This is a genomic window from Streptomyces sp. DSM 116793, assembly GCF_057320905.1.
Window position 1 is genome coordinate 7,557,301 of sequence record NZ_CM170494.1, and the last position, 14,135, is coordinate 7,571,435.

A 14,135-nucleotide genomic window follows, 5' to 3' on the forward strand; every position below is an offset into this window, starting at 1 on the left:
GTGCGACGGGACTCGACGCCGCGCCGGGGAACTCGACGCCGCGCCGGGGGACTCGCGCCACGGAGGCTCGCCGCGGGCGGGTCGTGGTCGGCCGCGCCGTTCCCCGCGTCCGTTGCGGGACGCGGTGCTGAACGGGACCCCGCACGCCCCGTAGGGGCGCGGGGTGGTGGCCTGGCGGGCCCGCGCCGCACAACAGGCGGGCGGGGGTCGTGTCGCGCCAGTGATCGGCTGAATCGCCTATGCCTCCCGGAACCCCGTCGTCGCTAGGTGTCCGAACGAGTTCGACGACAGGACCCAGGGAGCCCTAGGAGGGCACGCGCATGCGTTCGGCGAGTGCGGCGGGCGACCGGGCCAGGATCAGCGCCGCGGCGCCGAGGACCTCGGCGCGATCGCCGAGTACTCCGGTGATGACCTCTGCCGTGGTGGCCGCGCCGACCAGACTGTGCCGGTGGATGGTGGCGCGGATCGGGTCCAGCAACACCTCGCCCGCCGCGGCCAGCTCACCGCCGACGACGACCAGTTCGGGGTTGAGGACGTTCACGACCGCTGACAGGGCCAACCCGACAGCCTCACCGGCGTCGGCCACGGCCCGAAGCGCCCGCCGGTCGCCGGCCGCGATCAGGCTGAGCAACTGGTCGCCGGCCGGCCGATCGATGACATGCTCGAGCTGCCGCGCCACCGCGACGGGGCTCGCAACCGTCTCCAGACACCCTCGGTTGCCGCACCGGCAGATCATGCCGTCGGGCTTGACGCAGACGTGGCCGATCTCACCGGCAATGCCGCGGGCGCCGCGGTAGGGCTGACCGGCGAGGATGAGCCCCGCGCCCACACCGGCCGAGAGCCGGACGTAGATCATGTCGTTGACGCCCTGACCAGCGCCGAAGACGTTCTCGCCGAGGGCGCCGACGTCGGCATCGTTGGCCAGTTGTATGGACACGCCGAGCCGCTTGCGCATCTCGGTCGCCGGGACGATGCCCTGCCAACCCGGGAGAACGCCGTCCGCCCTGATCTCCCCGGTACCCGGATCGATCGGCGCGGCCAGCCCGACGCCGGCGCCGAGCACCCGCTGCGGGGCGACGGCCGCGTCCCGCAACGCCCGCCGGACCAGGTCGTGTGCGAGGTCCAGCGTTGCCGACGGCGCCTCGTCGACCTGCGCCTGAGACCACCGCTCGGCAACCGGTTCGCCGGCGAGATCGCAGATGATCACGCGGACGTGTTGGTGGCCGATATCGATGCCGATCGCGAATGCCGCGCTCGGCACGAGTGAGAGCAGCGTGGGCCGTCGTCCGGTGCCGCGGCGGCGTTGCTCCTCGTCGGGAGCCTCGAGTTCGCGGATCAGCTCGGCGCGATCGAGTTCCTCGGCCACGCTCGACACGGTGCCGCGCGACAGTCCGGTGCGTCTGGCGATGTCGGTCCGGCTGCAGCCTGGATGGAGGTAGATCGACTCGATCACTCGCAGCCGGTTGAGGTCGCGCACGCCGAGCGACGACGGTGGAGGCGGCACTCCTACTGGCTGGTTCACGGGAAGAAGGTTAGTTCAACGCCGATGCCATTGAGATCGCCACGGCCCGAGGATGTTTGAAGCCCCGGCGGCAGGGCTTGATGCTGACCTGCGCCTCTGATCGCTGACCCCGAGGTCGGGCACGGCCGGCGCGAGTCCCGCGTTCCAGCGGACCCGGCTTCACAGCACGGCAGGGATCGGGGAGGGCGCGGCAGCTGGCACGGGACCTTCTCGTGGTCTGACGGCGCAGACATCGGAATGATCACGAGACCGTGCCCGTCCGCTATCCGCCCCTTACGGCAAAGACCCGCACAACCATGCAACTTGACGTGGCCCCGTGTGCGACCTTGCTTCAACTTTTGCCTAAAGAACCCACTATCTGGGCGCAGTTACCGTTGACTCGGCAAAAACGTTGTGCGTAACTTTCCCAGCCGCCGATCAGGAGAGCGAAGGAGAACCATGAGAAGTGGTCGTGACTCGCGGTGGATCGCATCCACCGATGGACGGCAAGCGGATGGTGCGGCTGACCGGGCTGGACGCCTGAGACGCCGGGCGTTGCTCGGGACAGGGGGAGCCGCGGTCGTGGCGCTGTCCCTGGGCAGGGCGGGAACGGCGGCTGCGGCGCCGATGGGTTCCGGCACGTCGCGGGGCGAGGCTCCGTTCGGTCCGGTCACGGTGGCCGACCCGGAATCAGGCGCGTCGTACGCGCGAGCCGTGCGGCTCAGTGAGCAGCGACCGGGCGGATCGCGGACTTTGCTGGCGACATTCCAGCAGCGCAACTCCGGGCAGCCGGGCGGGTTCCCGATCTTCCGTAGCGAAGACGGCGGCCGTACCTGGCGTCAGCAGAGCAATGTGCCCAACAACGGCGAGTCCGGAAGGAGATGGTCGCAGCCGTTCCTGTACGAGTTGCCGCGCGCCTTCGCCGGCCTCCCGAAGGGCGCGGTGTTGTGCGCCGCCAACTCACTGGACTCCTCGAGCACCCGGATCGTGCTGTACGCGAGCGTCGACCAGGGCCTGACCTGGCAGTTCCTGAGCACGGTAGCGGAGGGCGGCGCACCCGTAGCGCAAAACGGCTACACACCCGTGTGGGAGCCGTTCCTGCTGCTGCACCGTGACCGGCTCGTCTGCTACTACTCCGACCAGCGAGACCCGAACTACGGGCAGAAGCTGGCGCACCAGACCAGCAGGGACCTGCGGCACTGGGGCGCGGTGGTGAACGACGCCGTGGGCACGGACTACAGCCAGCGACCGGGCATGACCACGGTCGCGCAAGTGCACAGCAGTCTGTGGATCATGACCTACGAGTTCGGTGTCTCGGACACCTACTACCCCTTGCGCTACAAGCTCGCTCGGGATCCGGAGTCGTTCGGCTCGGCCCCGGCGCAGGAGCTCCTCGACCAGGACGGGTACGCCCCGTCGGCCGCCCCGACCGTGGCGTGGTCGGATTCCGGTGGCCCCCTGGGCACCATCGTCGTCAGCGCCAACAGCGACCAGGACTTCTTCGTCAACCGGGCCCTCGGTGATCCCGACCGGTGGACGCGGGTGTCCTCGGCGATGCCGGCGGGCTACAGCCGATTCACCATCCCGCTGGCCGGCCCGGGATCATGGCGCCGACCAGGCCTCGTCTTCGTCGTGACCGGCGCCCCCTACGGCGAACAGGCTCCGATCCAGGCCGGCGTGATACAGCTGGACTGACGGCGAACCGGCCTCGTCCGACCGGCGGATCCAAGCGGTGCGCGCCTGCTCCCGCGGCGCCCCCCGGCGCCCCCCGGCGCCCCGCGTGTGCATGCCGTGCTTGCCGCGTGTGCGCTGGGAGAACGTGCCCGGGCGGAGCGCTGGTCGGGTGGAGCGCCGGTCGGGTGGAGCGCCGGTCGGGTGGGAAACGTCCGCACAGGTCAGGGCGCGAATCGGGAACCCCTGTTCGCTGGCGGCTCGTCAGGGAACAGGGCCTTCTGTCGAGTTCCGTCATTAGCGCAGGTCAGACCGTGATCGACCGTGCACAGGCACGTGCCCCCGGGATCCGCCGGGCGATGATGATCACGGCGTCGGCTGGCGCCCCGCCGGTACCGTGCCGTGGCCGGATCGGCAGCGGCCCCCGCCCCGAAGCGGCCTGACGATCGAACCCGGCGAACATTCGTGGCCACCGCACCGGGCGGCGCGGGGAAGGGCTCCGGCGCTCGGACGCGCCCGGCCGCCACCGGTCGGTGCTCCGGCGACTGCCGGCACGGGCTGGTGTCGCCCGGCGGCCGTGGCGGGCGCCCCGCCACGGCCGAGCCACCGCAGCCCCGCTCAGAACGGGTACCACCGCACCGTCTCGTCCCCCTCCCGCAGCGACGCCACGCGACGGCGGAACTCGGCGAGCGCCCCGGGATCGGCGGGGGCGTGCTGGGCGACCCATGCGCAGCTCGCCGTCTCCCGGGCGCCGCGCAGCACCCCGCACCCCTCCCACTCGCGAACATCCCACCCGTAGGTCGCCGTGAACTCCTTGTAGGCGGTGGTCCCGAGCCCGTAGCGGTCGCAGGAGAGGGCCATCACCACGAGGTCGTGCTCCCGCAGGTCCGAGGAGAACGTCTCCAGGTCGACCAGCACCGGTCCCTCGGGGCCGACATGGACGTTGCGGGGCAGGGCGTCGCCGTGGACGGGGCCGGGCGGCAGGTGCGGGGTGAGCGCGGCGGCGGCCGCGGCGAAGCCGTCCCGGCGCTCGCGCAGGTACGCGGCGTCGGCCGGGTCGATCGCCGGGCCCGCGAGCCGGAGCCAGCGCTCCACCCCGCTGAGGAGTTCACGCCGGGGCAGCGCGAACGGGGGCGCCGGCAGGGTGTGCACCCGGCGCAGCAGCACCGCCAGGTCGGCGGGCCCCGCGGGGCGCACCGATTCGGGCAGCCGGTGCCAGACGGTGACGGGGTGCCCGTCGACCAGCAGCGGCTCGGGCTCCGCGGCGCGCACCGCCGGCACCTCGGCCGCGGCGAGCCAGCCGGCCACCCGCAGCTCCTGCCGCGCCCGCTGAAGGAGCTCGGCGCTCCGGCCGACCTTGACCACCACGTCCCCGGCCACGAACACCGCGTTCTCGCCCAGCGCCAGCAGCCGGGCCCCGGCCGCCGCCCCGGCCGGCAGCATCCCGGCCCCCGCCAGCACCTCGCGCGCCCGCGCCTCGTCCACTTGCCGCCTCCCGATGTGCTCCGGGACCGGACCCACCCGGCCCGGTCCTGCGAACTGCATGGCCGCACGCCCCGGCGGAACCACCGCGGAACATGCGCCCGCGCCGGCCAGTCTCGCATCCCGGCGGGGCGACCGTCCGACGCTCCGGTACCGCCGCGCGCCCTCAAGCCGTTCGCTGCGCAAAGTCGGCTCTGTCCTTTCTGTCCGTCGTGTGACGTCTCTCATAGCCAGTGGCTGAGCACGTCCCGGTTCCACGCCGTACGTACGGTCAAAGCGCGTGCATACCGGCAAAAGTGTGCACACCGGCAAACGTGCGTACACCGGCAAACGTGCGTACACCGGCAAAAGCGGCAAGATGCTACGAATCGGAGGCAGGCATGATCATCCGAGGCAGGCGAAGGTTCGCCACCAAGGCAGGGCTCGGCATAGCAGGCGTGGCCGTGGCCGCACTGGCCACTGCGTGTGGCAGCAGTTCCGGTGGTTCGGGCGACAACGCGTCGGCTGGATCCAGCGCCAGGACACCGGCCGGTTCGAGCGCCTCGTCGAGCGGTTCCGTGGCAGCCACGTCGGCAGCCGACATCAAGGCGACGAGCGGCGCCCTGGGCACGTTCCTCAGCGACGGCTCCGGCAGGACCCTGTACCTCTTCGCGGCCGACTCGCCCGGCAAGTCCACCTGCGACGGCTCGTGCGCCGCGCAATGGCCGCCGCTGACGACCAAGGGCAAGCCCAAGGCCGACACGGGAGTGACGGCCTCGGACCTGTCCACGGTCAAGCGCAGCGACGGAACCTCCCAGGTCACCTACCACGGGCACCCGCTGTACTACTTCGCAGGCGACAGCAAGGCCGGCGACACCAACGGGCAGGGCATCGACGGGTTCGGTGCCAAGTGGTACGTGCTGTCCCCGAGCGGCAGCCAGATCACCAAGCAACCGGCCGGCAGCTCTGGCGGCGGCTCAGCCGGCAGCGGCTCCGGTGGCAGCGGCTACTCGGGGGGCGGTTACTAGGAGTGCCGGCGGCCCCGGTCACCAGGCGACCCGCAGGCGGGCCGGGCTTCGGGTGGTGCTCCGGTGCCACTCGATGGACTCGACCGGCTCGGTGAGCCGCAGGCCGGGCAGGCGGGCGGCGAGCCCCTGCAGGGACAGGTGCATCTGGACGCGCATCAGCCAGGCACCCAGGCAGTAGTGCTGCCCCGCTCCGAAGGCCATCGTGGGCGCCTCCAGCGGGGCGAACAGGTCACCGGGGTGCTCGCGCGGGAAGACGGCGAGGTCGCGGTTGGCGCTGCCGAAGCTCACCGCGATCACCGAACCCGCCGGGATCATCACGCCCCCGACCTCCACGTCCTCCGCGGCACGGCGCGTGCCGCTCTCCTCGTCGCCCAGCGGAATGCGGTGCAGCAGCCGCTCGGCCGCCGCCTCGGCCAGCTCGGCCCGGGCCAGGAGGGGCCAGCTCTCCCGCCGCTCGTCCAGCAGGTACACCAGGGCGTTGCCGAGCGCGGCCGTCGCGCTGTCGTTGCCGCCCGCGATCAGACCGCACACCAGGTGCACCAGGTGCTCCTCGGTGACGCCGTCGTCGTCGGCGGCGGCCCGCACCAGGCCGCTCACCACGTCGTCACCGGGCGCGCGCCGCCGGTCGGCCAGGAGCCCGGCCGCGAACTCCCGGAACTCGGCCTGCGCCTCGGCCGCCTCGCCGACGTCCGGGCCGCCGTTCGCGAACGCGTACGCGGCCCAGTGGCGCAGCTGCCCCGGCCGCAGTCCCCCCAGGCCCATCAGACGGCCCATCACGCGGAACGGGAGCGGACGGGCGAACGCGGCCATCACGTCGACCGGCGGCCCCGCGTCCACGAGGTCGTCCAGCAACCGCTCGACGGCCGACGCCACCCAGGGCCGCCAGAGCTCGACGGCCTGCGGCGTGAACGCGTGCTGCACGGTCCTGCGCAGCCGGTGGTGGTCGGGGCCGTCCTGGTTGAACATGGACGCCGGGGTGTCGGCCACGTTCGGGGTGCCGCCCACCCGCGGGGCGTCCTCGGCGTACAGCTGAGCGCGGCCGAACCGGGGGTCCGTCAGCACCTTCCGGACGTCCCGGTACCGCGTCACCAGCCACGCCGGCGCGCCGTCCGGCAGCGTGACGGGGCGGGGCGCGCCGGCCGCCGAGAACGTCACACGGTGCAAGGGGGGCAGGGGATCGTCGCGGACGTCCTCGGAATCGCTGGCGGGGGACATGGCACCTCCTGGCGCGCCATCACGGCGCATGGACAGTTCCGCTCGCAATGGCGGCCGCGGCGGTGCGAGCGATCCGCCGCTGACCGGGAGTGGCCGGCCGTGGTCCGTACTCGGTCACACATGCCCGGTTCAGAGGTACTCGGTCGGGCCCCAACAGGATCTCTTTACAGGCCTGTTCTCAGGTATACATACGACAAATCGTCACAGGCTCCGTTCCAGGTGCTGCTGCCGGCATGTGCTGCTGCCGTGACATCGGGCCTCCCGACGCGGCCGCGATCCGGCGCACGGCGCATCAGCGGAGTGCGCCGTGCCGTCACCGTGCGCCACCGGATGAACCGGGGCGCCGATGGCCACGCTCCCGGCGGCAGGCCCGGGTTGGGCATCATCGGAGCGGGGGTGCGGCCGGGGGCAGGTGGCAGGAGACCGACTGCCGGGTCAGGACGCCGACGATCCCCCGGTGAGGAAGCCGACGCGACAGGGAGCGGCCTGTGGAGATCGCGAAATGGGTGGTGGGCGAGCACGTCGAGGGCGTGCCCGACGCCGGCCGGATCTACCGGAAGGTGGTGGAGGACGTCGATGTCCGCCTCGGGGACGGCGAGATGCTGCTCAGGACGCTGTACGTCTCCGTGGACCCGTATCTGCAGGGCATCGCCCTGGACACCCCGCTCGGCGACCACATGGGGGCCGACTCGATCATGGAGGTGACGCGGGTTGGGCCGCGCGCCGCCTTCGCCGTGGGCGACCTGGTCCAGGGCTTCGGCGGCTGGCGCAGCCACGTCATCGCCGACGGCAGCCCGAAGCTCTGGCAGACGGGGACGTTCCCGATGGTCTTCCCGGCCTACCGCAGGCTCGACCCGCGCCGGTACGACGAGGCGCTGCCGCTCTCCACCGCCCTGGGGATCATGGGCGGACCCGGCATGACGGCCTGGGGCGCGATGACGAAGTTCCTGGCGGTCGGGCCCGGCCACACGGTCGTCGTCAGCGGCGCGTCGGGCTCGGTCGGCTCCCTGGTCGGACAGCTGGCCAAGCGGGCCGGCGCCCACCTGGTCGGCACCACCAGCTCACCGCGGAAGGTCCGCCACCTTGAGGAGCTCGGCTTCGACACGGTCATCACCTACCGGCACGGCGATGACGCGGAGCAGTTGGAGGAGGCCCTCGGCAAGGCCGTGCCGGACGGCGTCGACCGCTACTTCGACAGTCTCGGCGGCGCCATCACCGACGCCGTGTTCACCCGGCTCAACGTCGACAGCCGAGTCGCGGTCTGCTGGCAGTGGGCGAGCCAGGTCGCGGGCGACCACACAGGACCCCGCCTCCTGCCGTACATCATGTTCCCCCGCACCACCATCCGCGGCATCTTCTCCCTGGAGTGGTTCACCGAGCCGAACTGGACCGCCCTGCACGCCGAACTCGGCGGGATGGTCCGCCGCGGTGAGATCGTCCACCACCAGACCGTGTACCACGGCTTCGACGCCATCCCTGCGGCCTACCAGAGCCTGTTCACCGAGGACGGGGCCAACCGCGGGAAAGTACTGGTGGAACTCTGACCCGACGGCCGCGCGGCTGCCCACACCCTTGGGAAACCGGGGGCGGAGCCCGGTACCAACGGTGTCCGGAAAAGGGCCCACACCGTCAAAAGGAGTGGCGGGGCTCCGTGGCTCCCCACAGGATGGATACACGGCACGAGCCGCGGGACGCGGCTTGTGCGCGGGCCGTGCGGGAGGGGAAGCCCCTGTGTGCGGCGTGTCGCTCGGGGGAGGACGCGCCGGACACCACCGGGGTCGAAGCGGCCGAACCGGGGGAGGGGGAGCGGCGGTGGCCGGCCGGAGGGGGCCGACCGGTCGCCGTCCACGGGCGGGACGCCTTGACGCCGCACTCCTCTGTCAGCACCATGTCGGAGTCCACCGGGGCGGCCGCCCGGCGCTCGACCGGCGAGCCGGACGCGCCCACGGCCAGGCCCGAAGGAGCCGATCCCGTGACCTTGGCGACCGCGACGGCGCGGTCGGCGCAGGGCGCACCGCAGCGGCAGGACGCGCGGCGCGCCGCCGACCACGGCAGCTGGTTCCTGGTGCTGCCCGCGCTCCTGCCCATCCTGGCGCTGAGCGTGGGCCCGCTGCTCTACGGCATCGGCCTCGCCTTCACCGACGCACAGTCCGGCCGGACCACGGCGACCGCGTGGACGGGGCTGCTCAACTTCCGGGACCTGCTGCACGACACCCTGTTCTGGGAGTCGTTCCGGATCGGCCTCGCCTGGGCCGCCGGGGTCACCGTGCCGCAGTTCCTGCTCGCCCTCGGCCTCGCACTGCTGCTCGACGCGGACCTCCGGCTGCGCTGGCTGGCCCGCGCGCTCGCCCTCATCCCCTGGGCGATGCCGGAGGTCGTCGTCGGCATCATGTGGCGCCTCGTCTACAACCCCGACGCGGGCGTCCTCAACGAGACCCTGCGCCGCCTCGGCCTCGGCGACGGCCACGACTGGCTGGCCGGCCTGGGCACCGCCCTGCCCGCCGTGATCCTGGTCGGCATCTGGGCGGGCCTGCCGCAGACCACCGTCGCCCTCCTCGCCGGCCTGCAGAACACCCCGCGCGAACTGCACGAGGCCGCGGCGGTGGACGGAGCCGGCGCCTGGCGCAGGTTCGCCACCGTCACCTGGCCCGCGCTGCGCCCCGTCGCCCTCGCCATCAGCTCGCTCACCTTCATCTGGAACGTCAACGCCTTCGCCCTGGTGTACGTGCTCACCAGCGGCGGCCCCGGCGGCCGCACCCGGCTGCCGACGCTCTTCGCCTACGAGGAGGCCTTCCGGTACGGGCAGTTCGGGTACGCCGCCGCCATGGGCTGTGTGATGGTCGCGGTGGTCTCGGTGATCCTCGCCTGCTACCTGGCGGGACGGCTGAAGGGCGGGGACGAGCGGTGAGGCGCCCGGCACGCAGGCCTCCTGCCCCGGCCCGCCCGGCACGCGGGGCCCGCGCCCAGGACCACGCGGCGCGCGGGGTCCGCACCCCCGCCCGCCCGGCGCGCGGGGTGTTCGCCCCCGCCCGGCCGGCGCGCGCCGGCCAGTACTTCGCTCTCCTCGGCTATCTGGCCTTCCTCGCCTTCCCGTTCCTGTGGATGGTCTCGACGGCCTTCAAGTCGCCGCGCGAGCTGGGCGGTCTGCACCCCGACTGGATCCCACGGGACCCGACGCCGGCCAACTTCCGGCAGGCGTTCACCGAGCAGCCCCTGCTCCGGGCCGGCCTGAACTCCCTGCTCGTGGCGGCCTGCGCCGCGCTGCTCGCGGTCGCCCTGGGCACCCCGATGGCCTATGCGCTGGCCCGCCGCCGCACCTGGCTGACCCGGGCCGCCGGCGCCTGGGTGGTGGTCGGCCAGGCCTTCCCGTTCGTGCTCGTCATCATCCCGCTGTTCCTCGTCCTGAAGGAGCTCCGCCAGATCGACTCACTGCCGGGTCTGGTCCTGGTGTACGTGGTGTGGGCGCTGCCGTTCGCCCTGTGGATGCTGATGGGGTACGTCCGCGCGGTGCCGGCGGAGCTGGAGGAGGCCGCCGCGGTGGACGGCGCCGGGCGGGGCCGGATCCTGTTCTCGGTCATCGCGCCGCTGCTCGGACCGGGCATGGTCGCGACGGGGCTGTTCGCCTTCGTCAGCGCATGGAACGAGTTCTTCTTCGCGCTCGTCCTGCTGAAATCCCCCGGCAAGCAGACGCTGCCCGTCGTCCTCACCCACTTCCTGGGTGCCGAGGGCGTCGCCGACCTGGGCCCGCTCGCCGCCGCGTCCCTCCTGGCGACGCTGCCCTCGCTGATCGTCTTCGCGGTCGTCCAGCGGCGCGTCACGGGGGGCGTGCTCGCCGGGGCGGTGAAGCGGTGAGGGCTCGCAGGCGCGGAGCCTCTCCCCGTGCCTTGCGGGACGGGGAGGCGGCTCCCGTGGGGCACGTGCCCCGGCGTGGGCTCGCGCAGTTCCTCGCGCCCCTTCGGAGGGCGGGGGGACGTCTGGGTGCCGGGGGTCTCGTTCTTGTCCTGCTGGCCGCCGGGTGTTCCTCCTCCTCAGCGCCGGACGGCGGCCGGATCACGTTGGAGTTCCAGTCGTTGGCCTGGCAGCGGGAGTCCGTCGCGGCCAACAAGGAACTCGTCGGGGAGTGGAACGCCGCGCACCCCGACATCCAGGTGCGTTACGTCCAGGGCAGCTGGGACGGCGTCCACGACCAGCTCCTCACGTCGTTCGAGGGCGGCGAGGCCCCGGACGTCGTCCACGACGCCTCCGACGACCTCGCGGACTTCGCCTACGGCGGCTACCTCGCGGACCTGCGCCCGCTGCTGCCCACCGCCCTCAAGGACGACATCCCGGCCCGGAGCTGGTCCATGGCCACCTTCGGCGACGGCGTGTACGGCGTGCCGTTCCTCCAGGAGCCGCGGGTGCTGATCGCCAACTCCGACCTGCTGCGCGCCTCCGGCGTGCGGATCCCGACGCCGCGGCACCCGTGGAGCTGGCGGGAGTTCCGCGCCGCCGCGAAGCGGCTCACCGGGCCCGGCAGGTACGGCGTCGCGTGGCCGTTGAAGGAGCCCGTCTCGGCGACCCTCAACCTCGCCCTGTCCACCGGCGGCCGGCTCTTCCACCGCGCGCGGGACGGCAAGGTGGCCATCCGCTTCGGAGCGGCCGACGCGGTCGTGCCGCGCACCGTCCACGACCAGGTCGCCGAGGACGGCAGCGCCTCGGCCGCCACGCTCGGCATGGGCGGCTCCGACACCCTGCCCGGGTTCTTCGCCGGCAAGTACGCGATGGTCCCGCTCGGCTTCTCCTACCGGCAACAGGTCGCCCAGCAGGCGCCCGAGGGCTTCCACTGGCAGGTGCTGCCCGCCCCGGCCGGCGCGGACGGGCTCGCGCAGGGAGTCAGCCCGCAGACCCTGTCGATCTCGGCGGACTGCCCGCACAAGAAGGCCGCCGCGGCGTTCGTCGCGTTCCTGCTGCGGCCCGCGAACATGGTGCGGCTCGCCCGCGGGGACTGGATGCTGCCCACCGGCACCCGGGCCCTCGCCGACCCCGCCCTGCACGCCGCCGGGCACGGCTGGGCCACCGGCACCGCGCTCGCCGCCCACCTGCGCCCCGCGCCCGCACAGTCCGTACGGGGCTACGCGGAATGGAAGGACAAGGTCGCCACCCCCGCCCTCCAGGAGTACTACAGCGGCGCCATCGGCCTCGCCGAGCTGCGCCGCCGCCTGGAACGTGACGGGAACCTGGTGCTCGCCCGCTACCAGCGCTGACGCCACGCGGCGCCCCCGTCGCGAACGGCGCCCGCGCCCCCGTGTCCCTGAAGGGACTCCGACGGGGCGGGAGAGCCGGCGGCACCTCAGGCGCCCGTACCCCGTTTGGCAATTCCTTTGCGCGAGACGCAACGTCTCGTTACGCTGGTCGCATGATCCCCAGGAATGGTTCCCAACGCCCCCATATCGCCATGTTCTCCATCGCGGCGCATGGGCACGTGAACCCCAGCCTCCCCGTCATCAGGGAACTGGTCGCGCGGGGCAACCGCGTGTCGTACGCGATCCCCCCGGCCTTCGCGCACAAGGTCGCCGAGGCGGGCGCCCAGCCCCGCGTCTGGCACTCGGTGCTGCCCACCGACGACGACCCCGACGCCTGGGGCACCGAGCCGATCGACCACATGGAGCCGTTTCTCACCGATGCCGTGCAGGCGCTCCCGCAGCTCGCCGAGGCCTACCAGGACGACCGCCCGGACCTGGTGCTCTACGACATCACCGCCTACCCGGCCCGCGTCCTCGCGCACCGCTGGGGCGTCCCGATCATCCAGCTCTCGCCGAACATGGTGGCCTGGGAGGGATACGAGGAGGAGGTCGGCAAGCCGCTGTTCGAGCCGCTCAAACGGACCCCGCGCGGCAGGGCCTTCTACGACACGTTCGCCCGCTGGCTCGCGGAGAACGGCATGGACATCGAGGTCGAGCGCTTCATGGGCCGCCCGGACCGCTGCCTGGTGCTCATCCCGAAGGTCCTCCAGCCGCACGCCGACCGCGTCGACCGCTCCGTCTACACCTTCGTCGGCAGATGTGAGGACCGGCGCGCCCGCCAGGAGGAGTGGCGGCGGCCGCCCGGCGCCGAGAAGGTGCTCCTGGTCTCGCTCGGCTCCACCTTCACCAAGCAGCCCGGCCTCTACCGCGAGTGCATCAGGGCCTTCGGGACCCTGCCCGGCTGGCACACCGTGATGTCGATCGGCCGGCACGTGGATCTCGCCGAGCTCGGCGAGATCCCGCCCCAGGTGGAGGTGCACCCGTGGGTGCCGCAGCGGGCGGTGCTGCGGCAGGCCGACGCCTTCATCACCCACGCGGGCGCGGGCGGCTGCCAGGAGGGCCTGGCCGCCGGCACCCCGATGGTCGCCGTGCCGCAGGCCGTCGACCAGTTCGGCAACGCCGACATCCTCCAGGGCCTCGGTGTCGCCCGCCATGTGCCGAAGGAGGAGGCCACCGCCGAGCGGCTGCGCACCGCCGTCCTGGAACTGGTCGACGACCCCCAGGTGGCCCTGCGGCTGGCGGAGATCCGGGCGGGAATGGCGGACGAGGGCGGCACCGCCCGCGCGGCCGACCTGATCGAGGCCCAGCTGCGGCCGGAGTGAGCCGCGCCCGCCTGCGCCCCCGGGGGATTCCGGTTGCACCGCGGGGGCGCCGCCATAGGGTGTCGGCATGACGACGACGTACGCGGCGCTGCTGCGCGGTATCAACGTGGGCGGCAAGCGGGTGCCCATGACCGAGCTGTGCACCCTGATGGAGGGCCTGGGCCACGGCGCCGTCCGCACCTACCTGCAGAGCGGGAACGCCGTCTTCACCAGCGACGAGACCGACCAGGAGAAGCTGGCCGCGGACCTGGAGCGGGCCCTGGAGAAGCGCTTCGGGTTCCGGGTCGCCTGCCTCGTGCGCGACGGCGAGTACCTGCGTGCGGTGTCGTCCGCCTGCCCCTTCCCCGCGGCCGCCCTGGAGGGCAGGCAACTGCACGCCACCTTCTTCCCGGAGCCCGTCGACGCGTCCCGCTTCGCGGCGCTCGACCAGCAGGCGTACCTCCCCGAGGAGTTCCGCCTCGGCGACCGCGTCCTCTACCTCTACGCGCCGAACGGCGTCGGCCGCTCCCCACTCGCCGAGGCCCTGAACAAGCCCGCCGTCCTGGGCCGGCTGGCCGCGACCAGCCGCAACTGGAACACGGTCACCAAACTCGTCGAGATGACCGGCGGCTGAGGGCGCCCCGGCAGGGGCGCTGCCTCGCCGGCCGCCCGCCGG

Annotated in this window: 11 protein-coding genes; 8 read left to right on the top strand and 3 right to left on the bottom strand. The window is 72.9% G+C overall.

The window, feature by feature from the left end:
- Nucleotides 1–304: 304 nt before the first annotated feature.
- Complete coding sequence (locus ACSMXW_RS29665; protein WP_485800858.1) at nucleotides 305–1,522, bottom strand: ROK family protein; 1,218 nt, start codon at nucleotides 1,520–1,522, stop codon at nucleotides 305–307.
- A 732-nt stretch (nucleotides 1,523–2,254) separates the two neighbouring features.
- Between ACSMXW_RS29665 and ACSMXW_RS29670 the strand changes: the two genes are divergently transcribed.
- Nucleotides 2,255–3,196 carry a sialidase family protein gene (locus ACSMXW_RS29670; RefSeq protein ID WP_485800859.1) on the top strand — a complete coding sequence of 314 codons (942 nt, stop codon included), beginning with the start codon at nucleotides 2,255–2,257 and terminating at the stop codon, nucleotides 3,194–3,196.
- A 594-nt stretch (nucleotides 3,197–3,790) separates the two neighbouring features.
- Here ACSMXW_RS29670 and ACSMXW_RS29675 read toward each other — a convergent pair.
- Nucleotides 3,791–4,657: a phosphotransferase enzyme family protein gene (locus tag ACSMXW_RS29675; protein WP_485800861.1), complete on the bottom strand. Its 867-nt coding sequence runs from the start codon at nucleotides 4,655–4,657 to the stop codon at nucleotides 3,791–3,793.
- 377 nt (nucleotides 4,658–5,034) lie between these two features.
- Between ACSMXW_RS29675 and ACSMXW_RS29680 the strand changes: the two genes are divergently transcribed.
- The gene (locus tag ACSMXW_RS29680; RefSeq protein ID WP_485800863.1) at nucleotides 5,035–5,661 is read left to right on the top strand and encodes a COG4315 family predicted lipoprotein; all 627 of its coding nucleotides are present in this window, start codon (nucleotides 5,035–5,037) and stop codon (nucleotides 5,659–5,661) included.
- Nucleotides 5,662–5,679: 18 nt separating this feature from the next.
- On the opposite strand, the gene ACSMXW_RS29685 is transcribed toward ACSMXW_RS29680, so the two are convergent.
- Nucleotides 5,680–6,876, bottom strand: coding sequence for a cytochrome P450 (locus tag ACSMXW_RS29685; RefSeq protein ID WP_485800864.1), 1,197 nt, complete (start codon nucleotides 6,874–6,876; stop codon nucleotides 5,680–5,682).
- Nucleotides 6,877–7,364: 488 nt separating this feature from the next.
- Between ACSMXW_RS29685 and ACSMXW_RS29690 the strand changes: the two genes are divergently transcribed.
- The 6 genes from ACSMXW_RS29690 (at nucleotide 7,365) to ACSMXW_RS29715 (ending at nucleotide 14,093) form a co-directional block, all read left to right on the top strand.
- Nucleotides 7,365–8,420 (top strand): MDR family NADP-dependent oxidoreductase, encoded by a 1,056-nt coding sequence (locus tag ACSMXW_RS29690; protein WP_485800866.1) that lies wholly within the window; start codon nucleotides 7,365–7,367, stop codon nucleotides 8,418–8,420.
- Nucleotides 8,421–8,848: 428 nt separating this feature from the next.
- Nucleotides 8,849–9,784 carry a carbohydrate ABC transporter permease gene (locus ACSMXW_RS29695; protein WP_485800868.1) on the top strand — a complete coding sequence of 312 codons (936 nt, stop codon included), beginning with the start codon at nucleotides 8,849–8,851 and terminating at the stop codon, nucleotides 9,782–9,784.
- Nucleotides 9,785–9,891: 107 nt separating this feature from the next.
- On the top strand, nucleotides 9,892–10,728 hold the full coding sequence (locus tag ACSMXW_RS29700; RefSeq protein ID WP_485808394.1) for a carbohydrate ABC transporter permease: 837 nt from the start codon (nucleotides 9,892–9,894) through the stop codon (nucleotides 10,726–10,728).
- A gap of 122 nt (nucleotides 10,729–10,850) precedes the next feature.
- Nucleotides 10,851–12,119, top strand: a complete 1,269-nt coding sequence (locus ACSMXW_RS29705; protein WP_485808396.1) for an ABC transporter substrate-binding protein — start codon at nucleotides 10,851–10,853, stop codon at nucleotides 12,117–12,119.
- A gap of 152 nt (nucleotides 12,120–12,271) precedes the next feature.
- Nucleotides 12,272–13,480, top strand: coding sequence for a macrolide-inactivating glycosyltransferase (gene mgt / locus ACSMXW_RS29710; RefSeq protein ID WP_485800870.1), 1,209 nt, complete (start codon nucleotides 12,272–12,274; stop codon nucleotides 13,478–13,480).
- A gap of 67 nt (nucleotides 13,481–13,547) precedes the next feature.
- Nucleotides 13,548–14,093 (top strand): DUF1697 domain-containing protein, encoded by a 546-nt coding sequence (locus ACSMXW_RS29715; RefSeq protein WP_485800871.1) that lies wholly within the window; start codon nucleotides 13,548–13,550, stop codon nucleotides 14,091–14,093.
- The last annotated feature ends 42 nt before the right edge of the window (nucleotides 14,094–14,135 follow it).